Source organism: Pseudomonas putida (assembly GCF_004357765.1).
GTDB lineage: Bacteria > Pseudomonadota > Gammaproteobacteria > Pseudomonadales > Pseudomonadaceae > Aquipseudomonas > Aquipseudomonas putida_U.
Genome location: NZ_SMTE01000001.1, coordinates 68700 through 86803 on the forward strand (window position 1 = coordinate 68700; position 18104 = coordinate 86803).

Consider the following 18104-nt stretch of genomic DNA (forward strand, 5'->3'; position numbering starts at 1 on the left):
GGACCCACCCGCGCGAGGAGAGACACCATGTTGCGACATCAGCACATCCTGGCCTGGCTGAATGATGTGGCCAGCGACCTGCACGCCATCCGCCACGATATCCATGCGCACCCGGAACTGGGCTTCGAGGAAAGCCGCACCTCGGCACTGGTCGCCCGCTTGCTGAAAGAGTGGGGCTATGAAGTGCACACCGGCATCGGCAGGACCGGCGTGGTCGGCGTACTGCGCAACGGCAGCAGCACGCGCTCGCTGGGCCTACGTGCCGACATGGACGCGCTGCCGATCCATGAGGCCACCGGCACGGCCTATAGCAGCCAGCACCCGGGTTGTATGCACGCCTGCGGTCATGACGGTCATACCACCATGCTGCTCGGCGCAGCACGTTACCTGGCGGCTACGCGCCAGTTCGACGGCACGTTGACGCTGATCTTCCAGCCTGCAGAGGAGGGGCAGGGCGGTGCCGAGGCGATGCTGGCCGATGGTTTGCTCGAGCGCTTTCCCTGCGATGCACTGTTCGGCATGCACAACATGCCGGGGTTGCCGGCGGGGCATCTGGGCTTTCGCGAAGGGCCGATGATGGCTTCTCAGGACCTGCTCACCGTGACCCTGGAGGGGGTTGGCGGCCATGGTTCGATGCCCCATCTGACGGTTGACCCACTGGTGGCCGCAGCCAGCGTGGTCATGGCGCTGCAGACCGTGGTGGCGCGCAACATCGATGCCCAGGAAGCGGCCGTGGTCACCGTGGGTGCCTTGCAGGCCGGGGAGGCGGCCAACGTCATTCCCCAGCAGGCACTGCTACGCCTCAGCTTGCGCGCACTGGACGCCCAGGTCCGGGCGCAGACCTTGGAACGGGTACGCGCGATCATCACGGCCCAGGCCGAAAGCTTCGGCTGCAGCGCACACATCGAGCACCGTCCGGCTTATCCGGTACTGGTCAACCACGCCGCAGAGAACGCCTTTGCCCACAAGGTCGGAGTCGAACTGCTGGGAGCCGATGCGGTAGATGGCAACACCCGCAAACTGATGGGTAGCGAAGACTTCGCCTGGATGCTCCAGCGCTGTCCGGGAGCCTACCTGTTCATCGGCAATGGTGTGCAGCGACCGATGGTGCACAACCCCGCCTACGACTTCAACGACGACATCCTGCTCATCGGCGCTGCCTACTGGGGTGCGTTGACCGAGAGCTGGCTCGAGCCGGCCTGACCCCTGCATTGACGACTGCCGCTGGCGCCTGGGCGCAATCGCGTCCTGGCGATCACCTGAACGCAACAGATGGATGGAGTGTTCCCCATGCAGAATTCCAATACAGGCGCGTCGCGTACCCGGCAAGTGGTCGCGGCGGTCATCGGCAACGCGCTGGAGTGGTATGACTTCATCGTGTACGGCTTTCTGGCGAGCATCATCGCCAGCCAGTTCTTCCCCTCGAACGATGCCTATGCTTCGCTGCTGATGGCCCTGGCCACCTTCGGCGTCGGCTTCTTCATGCGTCCGGTGGGCGGTGTGTTGCTGGGCATGTACTCCGACCGCAAGGGGCGCAAGGCGGCGATGCAACTGATCATTCGCCTGATGACCTTGTCCATCGCCATGATCGCATTCGCCCCTAGCTACCTCGCCATCGGCATGGGCGCGCCGTTACTGATCGTGGTGGCGCGCATGCTCCAGGGCTTCGCCACCGGGGGTGAATACGCCAGCGCCACGGCTTTCCTGGTGGAAAGCGCACCGGCCCATCGCAAAGGCCTGTACGGCTCATGGCAACTGGTAGGGCAGTGCCTGGCGGTGTTCAGCGGTGCGGCGATGGTCGCGTTGGTCACCCATCTGTGCAGCCCCGAAGCCCTGGCCAGCTGGGGCTGGCGCGTGCCGTTCGTGGTTGGGCTGCTGATCGGTCCGGTGGGGCTGTGGATCCGCAAGTACATGGAAGAGCCCGAGGAGTTCCTCGATGCCCGCCAGCAGGCCAAAGGCCAGGCACCGAGCCTGCTGCAGGTCCTGCGCGAGCATCGTCGCAGCCTGCTGGTGTCCATGGGACTGGCCTGCGGTGCGACGGTATCGTTCTACGTGGTACTGGTGAACATGCCGACCTTCGCCCACACCAATCTCGGCCTGCCATTGGACCAGGTACTGCTGGTGCAGATGCTCGCCGTCGGGCTGATGACCGTGGTCATTCCCCTGGCTGGGGCATTGTCCGACCGGCTCGGTCGGCGGCCGGTGCTGATGGCGTTCACCCTGGTGTTCTTCATCATGGTCTATCCGCTGTATGTCTGGGTGGCCGCGGCGCCCTCGATCGAACGCCTGCTGGTGATGCAGCTGCTGCTGTGTACCGCCATCGGCGGCTTCTTCGGACCGGCGCCAACCGCACTGGCCGAGCAGTTTCCGGTGGCGGTGCGCTCCACCGGCGTGTCGGTGGCCTATAACGTGGCGGTGATGGTGTTCGGTGGCTTCGCGCCGCTGATCGTCACCTGGTTGAGCAAGGTCCTCGGGACCCCGGTCGCACCATCGTTCTATGTCCTGTTCGCCTGCCTGCTGACGCTGCTGGGCACCTATTGCCTGAAAGAAGCACCGCGGGCCGGCAAGTCCGCTGCCTTCAACCTTGGAGTGAAACCGTGAAAGCGCTAGACATCGATCCTATCGTCGCCCTCGGTGCCGAGGCCCTGTCCGAGGCGATCCATGCGCGCCAGTTCTCGTGTCGCGAAGTGATGCAGGCCTATCTGGGGCACATCCAGCGCTACAACCCGCAGGTCAATGCCCTGGTGTCCCTGCGCGACGACCAGGCACTGCTGGCCGAGGCCGGTGAGCGCGACCGGGAGTTGGCGGCGGGGCAGTCGCGGGGCTGGATGCATGGGATGCCCCAGGCGATCAAGGATCTGGCCGCGACCGCCGGCCTGCGTACCACCCTCGGATCGCCGTTGTTCGCCGAACATGTGCCATCGGCGGATGCGATCAGCGTGGCGCGGGTGCGGGCCAGTGGTGCGATTATCGTCGGCAAGAGCAATGTGCCGGAGTTCGGCCTGGGTTCGCAGAGCTACAACACCTTGTTCGGTACCACCACCAACGCCTACGACCCCAGTCGCGTGGCCGGAGGCAGCAGTGGTGGTGCGGCGGCGGCTCTGGCCATGCGTCTGCTGCCGGTGGCCGATGGCAGCGACATGATGGGTTCGCTGCGTAACCCGGCAGCGTTCAATAACGTGTTCGGTCTGCGCCCGTCCCAGGGCCGCGTGCCCTATGGGCCGACAGCGGAACTGTTCCTGCAGCAACTGGGCACCGAAGGGCCGATGGGGCGCAGTGTGCGGGATGTGGCACGGCTGCTCACGGTGCAGGCGGGCTTCGACGCACGTGCCCCCCTCTCGCAAGGCCAGGGCGCGATTGATTTCACCGCTAACCTGGCGCGCGACTTCAACGGCGTGCGGGTCGGCTGGTTGGGCGATTACGCTGGCTACCTGCCGATGGATGAGGGCGTGATGGGCTTGTGTGAAGCCGCCCTGGCGGACTTTGCCGAGCTCGGCTGCAGTGTCGAGGCATGTCAGCCCGACTTCGACCTGGCTCGCTTGTGGCAATGTTGGCTCACCCACCGCCACTTTCTGGTGCATGGCAATCTGGCCGAGGCCTATGCCGATCCTGGCACGCGCGCGCTGCTCAAACCGGAGGCACAGTGGGAAGTCGAAGGCGGCTTGCACCTGGGCGCAGCGGCTGTTTATCGGGCCTCGCTGGATCGCAGTGCTTGGTACCAGGCGTTGCGCAAGCTGTTCGAGCGTTACGATTTCTTGCTGCTGCCCTCGGCCCAGGTGTTCCCTTTCGACGCAACCGCGACGTGGCCGAAGGTGGTCGGGGGGCGGGCAATGGACACTTATCACCGGTGGATGGAAGTGGTCATCGGCCCGACCTTGGCCGGGCTGCCGAGCATGAGCGTGCCGGTCGGTTTCAATGCTGCCGGGCTGCCCATGGGCCTGCAGATCATAGGCCCGGCGCAGGCCGACCACGCGGTGCTGCAGCTGGCCCATGCCCATGAACGACTCACCCGTTGGGTCGAGCGTTGCCCTCCGGCAAGCCTGCAACCGCATTGATCGCGCTAGTCAGGCCCGTATCTTGCTGGGCAAGATGACCATCCACGCATGCCAGGGAGGTCAACAATGGGCACTACCAGGATCGGGGCTGCAGACAGTGGCAGCGTGCGCTCGGTGGAGCGAGCGCTGGCCATCGTCGAGCTGCTCGGCGAGCATCAAGCGCTGGGGCTGGAGCAGTTGCATTACCTCACTACGCTACCCAAAGCGACGGTATCGCGCATGCTCGCCACCTTGCAGGAGCAAGGCTGGGTGTATCGCGGCTTGAGCGACAGGCGCTACCGCCTGTGTGCAAAGCGCTTGTTCGGCGACAGCCAGCAGCGCTTCAAGCGCGAGTTGGTCGAGCGCGCGGCACCGTTGCTGCTGGAGCTCAGCGAACGCACCGGGCTGGTGGTCGATCTGTCGTGTTTCGACGGCGAGCGGCTCGAGGTGATGGAAAGCTCGATTCCCCAGATACTGCGCAAGCGCTACCCGAACAACTGCCAGATCGTTGGGCACCATGCCAGCTTGTTCCACTCGGCCATGGGCCGGGCGTGCCTGAAGGAGTTGGCCGTGGACGAGGTGCAGCGCCTCGCCGCGCAAGAGCGGCAGGCCGGGGACGCGGCCTTGCGGGACATCGAGCAGGACGGGCACAAAGGCTTTGGGCAGCGCACCGAGGGGTATTGGGAGTACCCGGTTCGCTTGCCGTTCCTGATCCGGGCAATCGCTTTGCCGGTGCGGGTGCAGGGGCGGCTGGCCGGGAGCATCGCCTTGCATTGGCCGTTGGATCAGGCGCCGGTGGAGCGGGTGCTGAGCCTGCACCTGGGCAGTCTGGAACAGACAGTGGCGCAGGTGCAGCATGCCCTGGTTGGCTAGCCAGTACAGAGCACGACTCACTTGCCCCCAAGCGGCATCACCAGCTATGCCTAGTGTCTGATCCTGACAAAAAGGCCCTCCGATGCTGGTCGTCGAACAGCTGCACAAGTCGTTCTCCACCGCCCAAGGCCCGCTGGATGTCTTGCGCGGCGTCGACCTGACTCTCGCTGCCGGTGCCAGTCTGGCCCTGATGGGCGAGTCGGGCAGTGGCAAGAGCACGTTGTTGCACCTGCTGGCCGGACTCGACCGCCCCGACAGCGGCCGCATCCTGATCGACGGGCGGCCCCTGGACAGCCATGGCGAGCCCGCTCTGGCTCGTTGGCGTCGCGAGGGCATCGGCCTGGTGTTCCAGCAGTACAACCTGATCAGCAGCCTGGATGTGGCAGCCAACCTTGCCTTCCAGGCGCGTCTGGCCGGCCGCCACGATCCCGCCTGGATCGACCACCTGGCGCAGCGCCTGGATTTGGCATCGCTGCTGCAACGTTATCCCGAGCAACTGTCTGGTGGCCAGCAGCAGCGCGTCGCCATCGGCCGCGCCCTGGCGAGCAAACCCGCGCTGATGTTGGCCGACGAACCCACCGGCAGCCTCGACGAGGCCAGTAGCGATGAGGTGATGGCCCTGCTGTTGCAGTTGGTCGCCGAGGCCGGCAGCAGCCTCTTGATGGTCACCCACAGCCAACGCTTGGCGGCCCGGCTTGAACAGCGCTGTGTCTTGCACAACGGCCAGGTGAAGCGTCGATGAGTACCCTGCGCATCACGTTGCAGGCCTTGTGCAGCCATTGGTGGCGCCATCGCCTGCAATGCCTGGGTATCTTCACCGGCTTGTGGCTGGCCACTGCATTGTGGACCGGCGTACAAGCACTCAACACCCAGGCGCGCAGCGACTACGCCCAGGCCCGGGCGGTGCTGGCGGGACCCGCGCTACCACAGATCGTGGCCCGCGACGGCCAGCGCTTCGACCAGGCGTTGTATGTCCAGTTGCGCAAGCAAGGCTGGCAGGTGACGCCAGTGCTCGAAGGCCGCCTGCGTATCGCCGATCAGCCGCAGATCAGTCTGCGGCTGATCGGCATAGAGCCGCTGAGTCTGCTGCCGGGCATGTCGGTGGCCGGCGCCGGTACGCAGGGGTTCGACCTGCAAGCGTTCATCGGGGCGCCGGGGCAAGCCTGGATCGGACCGGACACCCTGCGCCAATTGCGCCGAAAGGTTGGCGATCAGCCGCAGACGCCAGACGGGCAGACCTTGCCGCCGCTGATCTTGAGCGAACAGCTGGCGCCAGGGGTCATCGTCGTCGACATCGGTCACGCACAGGCACTGCTCAACGCGCCTGGACAGCTATCGCGTTTGATTGGCAGTGCCGAGCGAGCATTGCCAGAGGCTATCGCTGCTCGCCTGAAGGTACTGTCCGCAACCGACGACGGTGACCTGGAGCGGCTGACCGCAAGCTTTCACCTCAACCTCACCGCATTGGGCCTGCTGGCCTTCGTGGTCGGGCTGTTCATCGCCCACGCCGCCATCGGCCTGGCCTTGGAGCAGCGCCGCGGGTTGATCCGCACCTTGCGTGCCTGTGGCGTCAGCCTGTTCACGCTCTTGGCCGCATTGGCCCTGGAGCTTGGCCTGTTCGCCCTGGCTGGTGGCTGCGTGGGGCTGCTGACGGGATATAGGCTGGCGGCCCTGTTGCTGCCGGACGTCGCCTCTAGCCTGCAAGGCTTGTATGGCGCGCGGGTCGCAGGGCAATTGCAGCTACCGTTGGGGTGGTGGCTGGGCGGCATTGGTGTGGCAGTGCTCGGCGCATTGTTTGCCGGCTGCGACAGCCTGCTGCGTGCCGCACGCCTGCCGTTGCTGGCCTTGGCGCAGCCACAGGCCTGGCGCCTGGCGCAATTACCCTGGCTGAAACGCCAGGCCGTGGTTGGCATCGTGTTGCTGATGATTGCCTGGGGCTGTGCTGAATTGGGTAACGGCTTGCCCAGCGCATTCGCCATGCTTGCAGCACTGCTGTTGGCAGCTGCATTGCTGCTGCCCGGTGTGCTGGCAGCACTGCTTGGCAGGGTGGCACGGCATTGCCGGCGTCCGTTGGCGCAATGGTTTGTCGCGGACAGCCGCCAGCAGTTGCCCGCGCTGAGCTTGGCCTTGATGGCGCTATTGCTGGCATTGGCGGCCAGCGTTGGTGTGGGCGGCATGACCGAAGGTTTCCGGCGCACCTTCATTGGCTGGCTGGATCAACGCCTGGCCGCAGACCTTTATGTCAGTCCGCGCGACAGCGCCCAGGCTGAGCAAATAGTGCAGTGGTTGCGGCAAGATCCGGCTGTGCGCAGCGTGTTGCCCAGTTGGCGAGTGGAATGGCGCCTGGAACACTGGCCGGTGGAGGTCCAGGGAGTGGTGGATCATGCGTTCTACCGCGAACATTGGCCACTGCTGGAACAGACGCCATCGGCCTGGGGCCAACTGGCATCGGGCCGAGGGGCCATGCTCAGCGAACAACTGGCGCGCCGCCTCGGGATTTGGCTCGGCGATCGCATCGCCTTGCCGAGCGAACCACCTCAGCAACTGAATGTGGTCGGCATCTATGCCGATTACGGCAACCCCAAGGGACATGTTCTGCTCAACGCCGACTGGTTGCGCCACCACGCACCGGGCGCCAGCCTGACGGGCTTGAGCGTGTTGGCCCGCCCCGGTGAAGTCGAATCCATCAAGCGCGAGGTGCAGCAACGTTTCCCGCTGGACGATAACCAACTGGTCGAGCAGGCCAGCCTGAAAGCCTGGTCGACCCAGGTGTTCAGCCGGACCTTCGCGGTGACTGCGGCATTGAACAGCCTGACCCTGGGGGTAGCCGGGGTGGCATTGTTCATCAGCCAATTGACGTTGGGCCAACGGCGACTGGGCCAGTTGGCACCGCTGTGGGCACTGGGCGTTCCGCGCCGTTGGCTGGCGTGGTTGAGCCTTGGCCAGATGCTGCTGCTCAGCGGCTTCACCGTGCTGCTGGCCATTCCTCTGGGCCTGCTGCTGGCCTGGTGCCTGGTGGCCGTGGTGAATGTGCAGGCCTTCGGTTGGCGCTTACCCTGGCACGCGTTTCCTGGTCAACTGCTGCAACTGGCCGCGCTGGGCCTGTTGACCAGCCTGCTCGCCAGTGCTTGGCCGCTGTGGCAACTGGCTCGCCGCCAGCCGAGCGACTTGTTGCGGCAGTTCAGCGATGAACGTTAAACCCTGGCTGTTACTCACGTGCCTGTTGCTGGCCGCGTGCGACCCGCCAGCGCCCGCACCGCAGAGCTATGCCGGGCTCGGTGCCGATGCCTCTGCGTTCAAGCAGGTGGTGCCCAACACAGCGCTCGTATTCCCGCGCGACCATGCCGCCCATGACGGTTATCGCATCGAATGGTGGTATGTCACGGCCAATCTCAAGGATGCCCAGGGCCGCGATTGGGGTGTGCAATGGACCCTGTTCCGCTCGGCCTTGCGTGCCGGTCCGCAGACGACCGGGTGGAGCAGCGCAAACCTGTGGATGGGGCATGCGGCCTTGACCGGTCCAGGCGGCCATCAGGTCGGCGAGACCCTGGCCCGCGGTGGCATCGGCCAGGCCGGCGCCGAGGCCCAGCCGTTCCACGCCTGGATCAATGATTGGTCGCTGCAGGGCCAGTCGGGTATCGAGCAGTTGCGCATGCGCGCCAACGGTCAGGGTTTCAGCTACGACCTGGACCTGGCCAGCGACCGTCCTCTGGTGCTGCATGGCGCCCAGGGTTATAGCGAGAAGTCCGGCAAGGGCCAGGCGTCGTATTACTACAGCCAGCCGTTCTATCGGGTTCGCGGCGAAGTGCAGCGCCATGGGCAGCGTATTGCCGTGACCGGGCAGGCATGGCTCGACCGGGAGTGGAGCAGCCAGCCACTGGCAGCCGGGCAAAGCGGTTGGGACTGGTTTTCCCTGCATTTGGCCCGCGGTGCCAAGTTGATGCTGTTCCAGGTGCGAGAGGACAAGGGCGCGCCATACCGGGCCGGGACCTGGATCGACCCTCAGGGGCAGGCGAGGGCGCTGCTAGGCAGCGAGGTCGAACTCACCCCCTTGGCCTGGACACGGCAGGACAACGGCAAGCAGGTGCCTACCCGCTGGCGGGTGCAGGTGCCTTCGGTGCAGGTGGATGTGCAGGTCGAAGCGATCGAGCCCAAGGCCTGGATGGGGACGCGGTTTCCTTATTGGGAAGGGCCGGTGCGGGTGAGTGGCGGTGGGCAGGGATACTTGGAGATGACGGGGTATTGAGAATAGGTTCGCGGAGTGTTGGCGAAGCGTTCATTTGGGAGTTGCAGTGCCGCCGATATCAAGCGCCGCGCGGGCGGCGCTCGATATCGGCGGCACTACACATCCCTGGCGATGCTATTAAGCTGGCGACCGGTCTCACTTGAAACCGGTCACCCCATGCGGTACGTAAGGGGCTTCGAGGCGAGCGATGTCCTCGACGCTCAACTGCAGGTCCAGTGCGGCGATCGCATCGTCGAGCTGTGCCGCCTTGGATGCGCCGACAATGGGGGCCGAGACGCCGCGCTTGGCCAAAACCCAGGCCAGTGCCACCTGCGCCATCGGCACTCCTCGCTCCTTCGCCAGTTGCTCGACCACGTCGATCACCCGGCCATCTTCGGTCTCGGTTTTCTCATAGAACGAGCGGCCAGAGATGTCGGTGCGGGTACGCTCGGTCTGCAGGCCGTTGGGGCGGGTCAGCCGGCCTCGGGCCATGGGGCTCCACGGCATCAGACCTACGCCCTGGTCGAGGCACAGCGGGATCATCTCCCGTTCCTCTTCGCGGTACAGCAGATTGAGGTAATTCTGCATCGATACGAAACGGCTCCAGCCATGGCTGCTGGCGACCTGCTGGGCCTTGGCGAATTGCCAGGCATACATCGACGAAGCGCCGATGTAGCGGGCCTTGCCCGCCCTGACCACATCGTGCAGGGCCTCCATGGTCTCTTCGATGGGGGTGTGGTAGTCCCAGCGGTGAATCTGGTAAAGGTCGACGTAGTCGGTACCCAGGCGCGTGAGGCTGGCGTCGATGGCGGTCATGATCGCCTTGCGCGACAGGCCCTGCTCATTGGGGCGATTGCTGCCTTCCCACATGTTGGCCGGGTAGAAGACCTTGGTCGCGATCACCGTTTCATCGCGACGGGTGAATTCCTTGAGCAACTTGCCGAGGATGATTTCCGAGGTCCCGGCGGAGTAGCTGTTGGCAGTGTCGAAGAAGTTGATGCCTTGCTCGACCGCGTGGCGGATGATCGGCCGGCTATCCGCCTCGCCCAGGGTCCAGGGGTGGGTCCCGGCGTCCGGTTCACCGAACGTCATGCAGCCCAGGCACAATTTCGAGATGTCCAGGCCAGTGTTGCCCAGCTTGACGTACTGCATCGGTGTCTCCTTCAGTGAGTATTCCAGCGGTCGGTAAAGCGTAGCCGCCCGGCGGTGGTGCGGAAACTCCGTATCGGCGCAGGGCTGACCTGCAAAAATTCACAAGCGCAGCAGGGGCTTGACCTGCTGGCCGAGGAAATCGGTGACTGCCTTGATCCGTGGAGTGCTGCGCACGTCCTCGTGCACGGCCAGCCAGATCTCGATGCTCATGGTCTGCTCGGCCGGACCGATGCTCTCGAGACCATGTTCCTCGGCCATGAACGCCGGTAGACAGGCGATGCCGATACCGCCGGCGGCGGCCTGGGCCTGAATACGCAGGTCGTTGCTTTGCAGGGCGAAGGGGGCGTGTCCGGTCTGTTCCAACAACCATTGCTGCTGTGGCGACTTCGCCTGGGAGGCATCGTAGCCGATATAGCGCGGTGTACAGGCGCAGCGCAGATATTCAGGGGCAGCGTAGAGGCGGTAGTCCAGCTGGCCGAGCAGGCTGGCCACCAAAGTGGGCTCGCTGGGGCGGGTCAACGCTACGCTGATGTCCGCTTCGCGCCGAACCAGTGACGCACGTGATTTGCTACCTACCAACTGCAGGCGCAGGCGTGGGTAGCGGCGATACAACTCGCCCAGACGACGGGCGATGATGCTGCCCAGCAGGGCGGGTGGTGCCGACAGCACCACTTCGCCCTCGACTTGTTGCTGACCGGCACTGGCGAAATGCTCAACGGCGAAGGAACCTTGCGCCATCTGCTCGGCCAGTTCGGCCAGCCGATGGCCTTGTTCGGTCAGGTCGTAGGCCCTGGGGCGGCGATCCACCAGCTTGAGGTTGAGCGCCGCTTCCAGTGCCGCGATGCGTCGAGCGACGGTGGCATGGTCGACCCCCAGCACTTTGGCAGCAGCCGAGAGTGAACCGCTGCGTGTGAACGCGTTGAAGTGACGTAGATCTTCCCAATCGAACATGGCTGGCCTCTGTTGTACCCCCGCATGGTACTGATGGGGGGCTCGGTAGGCCAGCCAGACAGGGCCAGGCTCACGCGTCGATCGGGGCGGGGGCCTTGGTGCATGGCGGTGCAGTGCAGGGGCGCGGAGCCTGGCGTAGTTGCGCCAGGTCATGCATGCTCGGCTTCAATGCCGGGTAGAGGTTGCAGTAGACGTCGTACAGCCGGTCGTAGGTGCGCCGGTTGGCTGGATCAGGCTTGGCACGAGGACACAGGGTCCGCCAGTTCCGCACCTGTTCCAGGTTGCTGATCTCGCCGATGGCCAGTGCTGCGAGCATGGCGCCGCCCAGAGGTGCTTCGACGGCCTGTTCGATGGTCATGACGGGGTAGCCGGTGATGTCGGCGATGATCTGCATCCACAAGTCCGACGCTGCGGCGCCACCGACCACGATCAGCTCAGGGTCCAGACGCACGGCTGCCTGTTGCCCGCGCTCCATATTGTGGCGCAAGGCGAATGCCAGGCCTTCGAGCACTGCGCGGTAGAGATGGGCCTTGGTATGGAACAAGGACAGCCCGACGTAGGCGCCACTGGCCTGGGCGTCCCAGACCGGGCTGCGCTCGCCCATCAGGTAGGGCAGGAACACCAGGCCGTCAGCGCCAGCCGGCGTGTTGGCAGCCTCGCGTTCCATCAACTGGTGCACCTCGACGCCGGGCGACAACGCCGCCGTCTGTTTCTCCTGTGTGCAGAACTGGTCGCGGAACCAGCTGACCGAAGCACCCGTGGCGATGGCGCCACCGAACATGTAGATGTTATCGGCAGGGTTGTGCACGTAGGGCATGCTGACCAGGCCCAGCCTGGCGTCGGTCTGCCGATTGATGAAGCCCCAGCACATACTGGTGCCCATCATCGCCACATGGTTGCCCGGCTCGATCACCCCGGCAGCCAGGGTCGCCATGGCCGCATCGACGCCACCGGCCACCACCGCTGTACCGGGCGCCAGGCCTAGGCGTGTGGCGGCGGCCGGGGTGAGGCCGCCGACGATTTCGCTGGAATCGACCAACCGCTGCGGCATCAATGCCGGGTCGATGCCCAAAGCATCCATCAACTCGATCGACCAGGTGCGCGTACGAATGTCGTACACCCCGCCGATGTTGCCGGCCGAGCTGTGATCCACTGCCAGTTCGCCGGTCAGGTGATATTGCACATAGCTGTTGGGCGGCAGTAGGTATCGCGTGCGCGCCCAGACTTCGGGCTGGTTGCGCTTGATCCAGAGCATCTTGGTGAAGCCATGGTAGCTGTCGACGCCATTGCCACTGATGGCTTGCAGTCGTTCCAGATCGATGTGCTGGCGAACCCACTCGGTTTCGGCGGTAGCGCGGCGATCCATCCAGATCAGGCAGGGGTGCAGCGGTCGGATGTCGCCATCCACCGGGATTCCAGAGCCACCGTACAGGCTGCTGACGCAAATGGCTTTGATTTCGTTGGCAGGTACATGGCTTTGCGCGACCACTTCGGCGATGGTCGCGTGGACGGCATCGAGCCATACGTCCGGCCATTGTTCGGCCCACAGTGGATAAGGTTGTTCGACCTGGTAGGCGATCGACGCCTGGGCCAGGATGGCGCCTTTGGTCGAAGTCAGCAGGGCTTTTGTGCTTTGCGTACCGATATCGACGCCGATCACGTAGGTCATGCTCAAGGCCTCATTCTGCCTGGGTTGTTGTTGTGAAATCCCGTTCGGATAGAGCAATGTAGACGTTAACATTTCATCGATCAAAAAAACGCCCATGGCAGGAATGAGGGCGTTTGCAGGCAATCAGCACGTCATGTTGTCAACGTCAACATTGGCGCAAGCTAGCACAGGGGTTTTGCCATTACAATACGCCTTCCCCGAACATCCAGCGGGCCTTCCAGGCCCCGTTGATCGAGGCACGACCAAGCCAGCGCGAGAAGGAGCGGCCATGAAGTCAGCAGGCAAAGCCACCATTACCGACATCGCCCGCCGGGTCAACATGACCACGGTCACGGTGTCCCGCGCACTCAACCAGCCGGAGAAGGTGAAGAAGGAAACCCTGGCGCTGATTCTCAAGGTCGCCCGCGAGCTCAACTACGTGCCCAACGCTTTCGCCCGCAACCTGAAAAACCGCGAAAGCCGGCTGTTCGGGCTGGTGACAGCGAGCCTGGACAACCCGTTCTATGGCCAGATCATCAAGGCCATTACCCGCGAGGCCAAGAAGCGTGACTACACGCTGATGCTGTTCGATACCGACGGCTCGGCGGAGCTCGAAGCGCGGGCCGTGGACACACTGCTCAGCTACCAGGTGGCAGGCATCCTGCTGTCGACGGTATCGGACGATGAGCGCTACCAGCCGGATTACCTCGGCAAACTCGAGATGGCCGGGATTCCAGTCGTGCAGATCGACCGCAAGCTGGCCGGCGCGCCGTTCGCCGGGGTTTATCTGGACAACGAACAAAGCGGCTATCGTGGAGCCATGGCCGTGTTGGCGCAGGGCCACCGCCACCTGCTGGTGGTGGGCGGCCCGGAACACTCGGACATCACGCTGCGTCGCCTGCAAGGCATTCGGCGGGCGCTCGCCGGTTGCAGCGAGCCGGTAACCCTGGAGGTGCTTTATGGCGACTACACCCAGGCGCCGGCCTACCAGGCGGTCGGTGAGTACCTGCGTCAAGGCAAGCGCCCCGATGTGATCTACGGCCTCAATGCGCTGATCACCCTCGGCGCGCTGCAAGCGATGCGCGAGCAGGGGCTGGGTAGGGCGGACATTGCATTGTTCAGCATCGACCACGTGCATTACGCCGGCATCTATGGCGAGCCGATCCCCTGCGTCAGTCACGACAGCGTGCAGTTGGGGTTGGAAGCGATCAGCCTGTTGCTGGGCAGGATCGACGACCCCGATGCGCCATTAACCGATCGAGTGCTTGAGGGCAGGCTGGATTCCTGAAACGAATGTAGACGTTGACATTGGCAGCGAAGCGGCAATAAAGTCGCCCTCGCTCGGGTTTTTTGCCCCGGGAATGTAAACGTCAACATTTCTCTCAGAACAAGATCAACGACCCGCAACGCGGGCGAGGGGACATCGAATGGCTAATGAATTGGAAGGCAAGGTTGCGGCGGTAACCGGTGCGGCATCCGGTATCGGCCTGGCGACCACGGAGGCGATGATAGCCGCCGGCGCTTACGTGGTGCTGGTCGATCGCGACGAGGCCGCATTGGCGCGGGCCTGCGAGCGCCTGGGAGAGGCAGCGGTGCCGCTGCACATTGATCTGCTCGATCCCGACAGTTGCGCGACGTTGTTGCCGGGAGTGCTGGAGCGAGCAGGCAAGCTTGACATCCTCTACGCCAACGCCGGTTGCTACCTCGGTGGCGATGTTGCCGAAGCCGATCCGGCCGCCATCGACCGCATGCTCAACCTCAACGTCAATGCCGTGATCAAAAACGTACGGGATGTGTTGCCGCACATGATCGAGCGGGGCACCGGCGACATCGTGGTCACCGGATCGGTAGCGGGGCACTTTCCGGTGTCCTGGGAGCCGGTGTATTCAGCGTCCAAATGGGCGGTCAATTGCTTCGTGCAGACGGTCCGCCGCCAGGTGAACACCAAGGGTGTGCGTGTCGGTGCCGTCTCACCTGGCCCTGTGGTGAGCCCGCTGCTGGCCGATTGGCCAGCGGAAAACCTGGCCAAGGCCAAAGCCAACGGTACGTTGATCGAACCGCAGGCGGTGGCCGATGCCGTGATGTACATGCTGACCCGTCCGCGCAACGTCACCATTCGCGACATGGTCGTGTTGCCCTCGGCTTTCGACATGTAGAGCCCGCCAGGGCGGGCTGGTGCCCATCGGCGAGGGCGTGGATCACACCATGTGATGCCGAGCGAAATCACGCCCCGCCTTTCATACGCCGTGCAACCAGGAACAAGGCCAGGCCCGCCAATGCCGTAGCGGCACCGATATAGCCGGTACTGGTCCAGCCCAGGCCGGCGCTGATGGCCATGCCACCGAACCAGGGACCGAGGGCATTGGCCAGGTTGAATGCAGCGTGATTGGATGCCGCGGCAAGGCTGGGGGCCTCGTGAGCGATGTCCATCAGGCGGATCTGCAGCGGCGCGGCCAGGGCGATCATGGTGCCGACCAGGGCGATACCCAGCAGTAGCGACCACAGATTGTGGGCGGCAAACGGGAAGAACAGCAGCACTGCCGTGGACCACACCAGTACCACGCCCACGGCGCGGAACTGCAGGGTGTCGAAGAGCTTGCCACCGGCAATGTTGCCAATGATGCCGCCGAGACCGAATGCGGCCAGGCCGAACGGAATCCACTGAGGCGCAGCCTGGGTCACTTCCAGCATGGTCGGGGCCAGGTAGCTGAACACGCAGAACATCCCGGCAAAGCCGATGGCAGCGATGGACAGCGCCATCCACACTTGCGGCAGGCGGAAGGCCTGGAGTTCCTTGCGTGGGTCGCTGCGGACCTCGTCATGGGGCTGGGGCACGTAGCGCCAGACGGAAGCGATGGTGCACACGGCGATCAGCCCCACCAGCAAGAAGGCTGAGCGCCAGCCGAAGAACTGGCCGAGGAAGGTCGCGATCGGGTTGCCCAGCAGCATGGCCAAGGTCAAGCCCATCATCACCCGGGCCACGGCGCCGGCGCGTTGCCCGCTGGGCACCATGCTCGAGGCCACCACCGCAGCGATGCCGAAATAGGCGCCATGGGGTAGGCCGCTGATGAAGCGGAAGGCCACCAGGCCGAAGTAGGAAGGGGCTATGGCGGTGGCCAGGTTGCCGATGGCATACAGGGCCATGAGCAGGAGCAGCATGTGCTTGCGCAGCAGCTTGGCGCCGAGGATGGCCAGCGCTGGCGCACCGACCATCACGCCCAGGGCATAAGCGCTGATCGCGTGGCCGACCTGGGGCTCGGTCAGGTTCAGGTTGTGGGCGATATCGGGCATCAAACCCATGATGGAAAATTCGCCGGTGCCAATAGCGAAGCTTCCAAGGGCCATGGCGGCCTCCATCTTCGCCACCGTGCTCCTGGAAGGGGTGAGCGGCGGCGCTTCATGAACTGACATCAGAATCCTCAAAGTAATACGCTGAAACAATAAAGCGCTGATTCTAGACGCTTCGCGCCGGGCCCGTCGAGGTAGCGATCCGGGCATCGACGCCAAGGCGTCCCAGGTGATAACGCAGGTGTTTTCGCAGTGCTCCCGACAGGAGCAAGGTGCATTCGGGAACGATCCTTGCTGATTGCTAGCAATCTATCAAAAGGAGCTAGCAATGGACCATTCCCTGGTTGCCCACTCTCGTGGCGGCGTATTGTGTACCCCGCATCCGCTTGCAAGCGCGGCAGGCCTTGAGGTGCTGGACGGCGGTGGTACAGCTATCGACGCGATGTTGGCCGCAAGTGCAGTGCTGGCAGCGGTCTATCCACACATGACCGGTGTGGGCGGCGATGCACTGTGGCTGCTCCACGACGACCAGGTGCGCACCATTATCGGGATCGGCCAGGCCGGCACGCGCCTGCCACAACAAGGCACAATCGGTCTGCGCGGCCCCGCTTCGGTCGCGACGACCGCGGGAGCCATGGCCAGTTGGGTACAGGCCAAGGCCCTCAGTGAGCACTGGGGCTCGCGGATGAACTGGAGCGATCTGCTTGGCGGTGCAGTGGCGTTGGCCCGTGAAGGGGTGCAGGTGTCGGCATCGCAGTTGTTCTGGCAGGGCCAGCGGACCAGTCTGATCGAGCGCCTGCCCAGTCTGCACGCCCTGTGCAAGACCGAAGGGCGCTTGCTGCAGGCGGGTGATCGGCTGCGTCAGCCAGCACTGGCCAACAGCTTGGAACAGCTAGCCCGGCGCGGGCCGCAAGACTTCTACCAAGGCGAGTTGGCAGAAGCCTTCGGTGCGGCGTTCGCCGATCTGGGCTGCGGCCTGACCGTCGATGACCTGCGCGCCACCCAGGCGCACTGGGCTGAGCCGATCTCCGTACGCTACCGCGGTGGCCGGCTGTACAACGTCGCGCCGCCTTGCCAGGGACTGTACACGCTGCGCGCCATGGCGGCGTTGAACAGCCAGGAACTGGGTGAAAATGGCTCGTCACGCTACTACCACCTGCTGGTCGAGGCGATCAAGCAGGGGCTGCTGCAACGCAACCAGCAGTTGCATGATCCACTGAGCAGCAGTTGGGATTTCAATGATGCCCTGATGCAGCCCACCTCAGCCCTCGACGCAGAGCATGCTGCCCCCTGGGCCGAGCCGAGCCAACCTGCCGACACGGTGTGGATGGCCGCCTGTGATCGTGAAGGCCGCAGTGCCTGCCTGATCCAGAGCCTTTTCCACGATTTCGGCTCAGGTTGCGTCCTGGGTGATACCGGCATCCTCTGGCACAACCGAGCGGCAGGCTTCAGTTCACAGCCTGGCCATGTCAATGCCTGGGCGCCTGGCAAACGCCCGGCACACACGCTCAACCCATCGGCCTACCTGGGTGACGACGGTCGTCGCTGGTTCTTTGGCACCCAGGGGGGGGATGGTCAACCGCAGACCCAGATGGTGATCGCCAGCCAGCTGATCGACTTTCAGCAACCTGCTGCAGCGGCTTTGCGTGCGCCGCGTTTCCTGCTCGGGCGGAGCTTTTTCGACAGCACCGACAACCTCAAGCTGGAGGCGGATGTGGGCGCCAGCGTTATGCAGGAATTGGCTAGGCGTGGGCACGCCCTCGAAACCACACCGCCGCTCAGTCCGTTGATGGGCTTGGCCGGGGTCATCGCCATCGAACCGGGCGGCCAACGGACCGCCGCGTACGATCCTCGTAGCCAGGGCAGTGCCCTCGGTCAGGCGAGTTGATACGCGCCGATTGCCGCAGCATCGGGCCGGGCGGATAATGCCGGC

Annotated in this window: 14 protein-coding genes; 10 read left to right on the forward strand and 4 right to left on the reverse strand. The window is 64.4% G+C overall.

From position 1 onward, the window contains the following. Positions 1-27: 27 nt before the first annotated feature. The 7 genes from E2H86_RS00330 to E2H86_RS00360 all read left to right on the forward strand — a co-directional run bounded on the left by E2H86_RS00330 (position 28) and on the right by E2H86_RS00360 (position 9153). Positions 28-1203, forward strand: coding sequence for a M20 aminoacylase family protein (locus E2H86_RS00330; RefSeq protein ID WP_133323900.1), 1176 nt, complete (start codon positions 28-30; stop codon positions 1201-1203). Positions 1204-1290: 87 nt separating this feature from the next. Beyond that, complete coding sequence (locus E2H86_RS00335) at positions 1291-2601, forward strand: citrate-proton symporter (RefSeq protein WP_133323901.1); 1311 nt, start codon at positions 1291-1293, stop codon at positions 2599-2601. After that, on the forward strand, positions 2598-4055 hold the full coding sequence (locus E2H86_RS00340; protein ID WP_133323902.1) for an amidase: 1458 nt from the start codon (positions 2598-2600) through the stop codon (positions 4053-4055). The genes E2H86_RS00335 and E2H86_RS00340 overlap by 4 nt, the downstream gene beginning before the upstream one ends. Positions 4056-4121: 66 nt before the next feature. After that, positions 4122-4907, forward strand: coding sequence for an IclR family transcriptional regulator (locus E2H86_RS00345; protein WP_133323903.1), 786 nt, complete (start codon positions 4122-4124; stop codon positions 4905-4907). A gap of 82 nt (positions 4908-4989) precedes the next feature. Beyond that, positions 4990-5649, forward strand: a complete 660-nt coding sequence (locus E2H86_RS00350; RefSeq protein ID WP_133323904.1) for an ABC transporter ATP-binding protein — start codon at positions 4990-4992, stop codon at positions 5647-5649. Then, entirely contained in the window at positions 5646-8105 is a 2460-nt protein-coding gene (locus tag E2H86_RS00355; protein ID WP_133323905.1) for an ABC transporter permease, read from the forward strand. The genes E2H86_RS00350 and E2H86_RS00355 overlap by 4 nt, the downstream gene beginning before the upstream one ends. Next, positions 8095-9153, forward strand: coding sequence for a lipocalin-like domain-containing protein (locus tag E2H86_RS00360; protein ID WP_133323906.1), 1059 nt, complete (start codon positions 8095-8097; stop codon positions 9151-9153). Before E2H86_RS00355 ends, E2H86_RS00360 begins: the two co-directional genes overlap by 11 nt. 135 nt (positions 9154-9288) lie before the next feature. On the opposite strand, the gene E2H86_RS00365 is transcribed toward E2H86_RS00360, so the two are convergent. The 3 genes from E2H86_RS00365 to E2H86_RS00375 all read right to left on the reverse strand — a co-directional run bounded on the left by E2H86_RS00365 (position 9289) and on the right by E2H86_RS00375 (position 12904). Further along, positions 9289-10284, reverse strand: coding sequence for an aldo/keto reductase (locus E2H86_RS00365; RefSeq protein WP_133323907.1), 996 nt, complete (start codon positions 10282-10284; stop codon positions 9289-9291). A 99-nt stretch (positions 10285-10383) separates the two neighbouring features. Next, on the reverse strand, positions 10384-11235 hold the full coding sequence (locus tag E2H86_RS00370) for a LysR family transcriptional regulator (protein ID WP_133323908.1): 852 nt from the start codon (positions 11233-11235) through the stop codon (positions 10384-10386). A 70-nt stretch (positions 11236-11305) separates the two neighbouring features. Then, positions 11306-12904 carry an FGGY-family carbohydrate kinase gene (locus tag E2H86_RS00375; RefSeq protein ID WP_133323909.1) on the reverse strand — a complete coding sequence of 533 codons (1599 nt, stop codon included), beginning with the start codon at positions 12902-12904 and terminating at the stop codon, positions 11306-11308. Positions 12905-13172: 268 nt separating this feature from the next. Between E2H86_RS00375 and E2H86_RS00380 the strand changes: the two genes are divergently transcribed. Further along, the gene (locus tag E2H86_RS00380; protein WP_133323910.1) at positions 13173-14171 is read left to right on the forward strand and encodes a LacI family DNA-binding transcriptional regulator; all 999 of its coding nucleotides are present in this window, start codon (positions 13173-13175) and stop codon (positions 14169-14171) included. Positions 14172-14310: 139 nt separating this feature from the next. After that, complete coding sequence (locus tag E2H86_RS00385) at positions 14311-15039, forward strand: SDR family oxidoreductase (protein ID WP_133323911.1); 729 nt, start codon at positions 14311-14313, stop codon at positions 15037-15039. A 67-nt stretch (positions 15040-15106) separates the two neighbouring features. On the opposite strand, the gene E2H86_RS00390 is transcribed toward E2H86_RS00385, so the two are convergent. Then, positions 15107-16294 (reverse strand): MFS transporter, encoded by a 1188-nt coding sequence (locus tag E2H86_RS00390; RefSeq protein ID WP_207955603.1) that lies wholly within the window; start codon positions 16292-16294, stop codon positions 15107-15109. Between the two features lie 205 nt (positions 16295-16499). Here E2H86_RS00390 and E2H86_RS00395 point away from each other — a divergent pair, with 205 nt between their 5' ends. Next, complete coding sequence (locus E2H86_RS00395) at positions 16500-18059, forward strand: gamma-glutamyltransferase family protein (protein WP_243744009.1); 1560 nt, start codon at positions 16500-16502, stop codon at positions 18057-18059. Positions 18060-18104 lie beyond the last annotated feature (45 nt).

Coding starts and splice junctions, on each gene's coding strand:
- E2H86_RS00375 (WP_133323909.1), bottom strand. CDS start 12,904: ATGACCTACGTGATCGGCGTCGATATCGGTACGCAAAGCACAAAAGCC.
- E2H86_RS00360 (WP_133323906.1), top strand. CDS start 8,095: ATGAACGTTAAACCCTGGCTGTTACTCACGTGCCTGTTGCTGGCCGCG.
- E2H86_RS00390 (WP_207955603.1), bottom strand. CDS start 16,294: ATGTCAGTTCATGAAGCGCCGCCGCTCACCCCTTCCAGGAGCACGGTG.
- E2H86_RS00385 (WP_133323911.1), top strand. CDS start 14,311: ATGGCTAATGAATTGGAAGGCAAGGTTGCGGCGGTAACCGGTGCGGCA.
- E2H86_RS00370 (WP_133323908.1), bottom strand. CDS start 11,235: ATGTTCGATTGGGAAGATCTACGTCACTTCAACGCGTTCACACGCAGC.
- E2H86_RS00380 (WP_133323910.1), top strand. CDS start 13,173: ATGAAGTCAGCAGGCAAAGCCACCATTACCGACATCGCCCGCCGGGTC.
- E2H86_RS00330 (WP_133323900.1), top strand. CDS start 28: ATGTTGCGACATCAGCACATCCTGGCCTGGCTGAATGATGTGGCCAGC.
- E2H86_RS00395 (WP_243744009.1), top strand. CDS start 16,500: ATGGACCATTCCCTGGTTGCCCACTCTCGTGGCGGCGTATTGTGTACC.
- E2H86_RS00335 (WP_133323901.1), top strand. CDS start 1,291: ATGCAGAATTCCAATACAGGCGCGTCGCGTACCCGGCAAGTGGTCGCG.
- E2H86_RS00350 (WP_133323904.1), top strand. CDS start 4,990: ATGCTGGTCGTCGAACAGCTGCACAAGTCGTTCTCCACCGCCCAAGGC.
- E2H86_RS00365 (WP_133323907.1), bottom strand. CDS start 10,284: ATGCAGTACGTCAAGCTGGGCAACACTGGCCTGGACATCTCGAAATTG.
- E2H86_RS00355 (WP_133323905.1), top strand. CDS start 5,646: ATGAGTACCCTGCGCATCACGTTGCAGGCCTTGTGCAGCCATTGGTGG.
- E2H86_RS00345 (WP_133323903.1), top strand. CDS start 4,122: ATGGGCACTACCAGGATCGGGGCTGCAGACAGTGGCAGCGTGCGCTCG.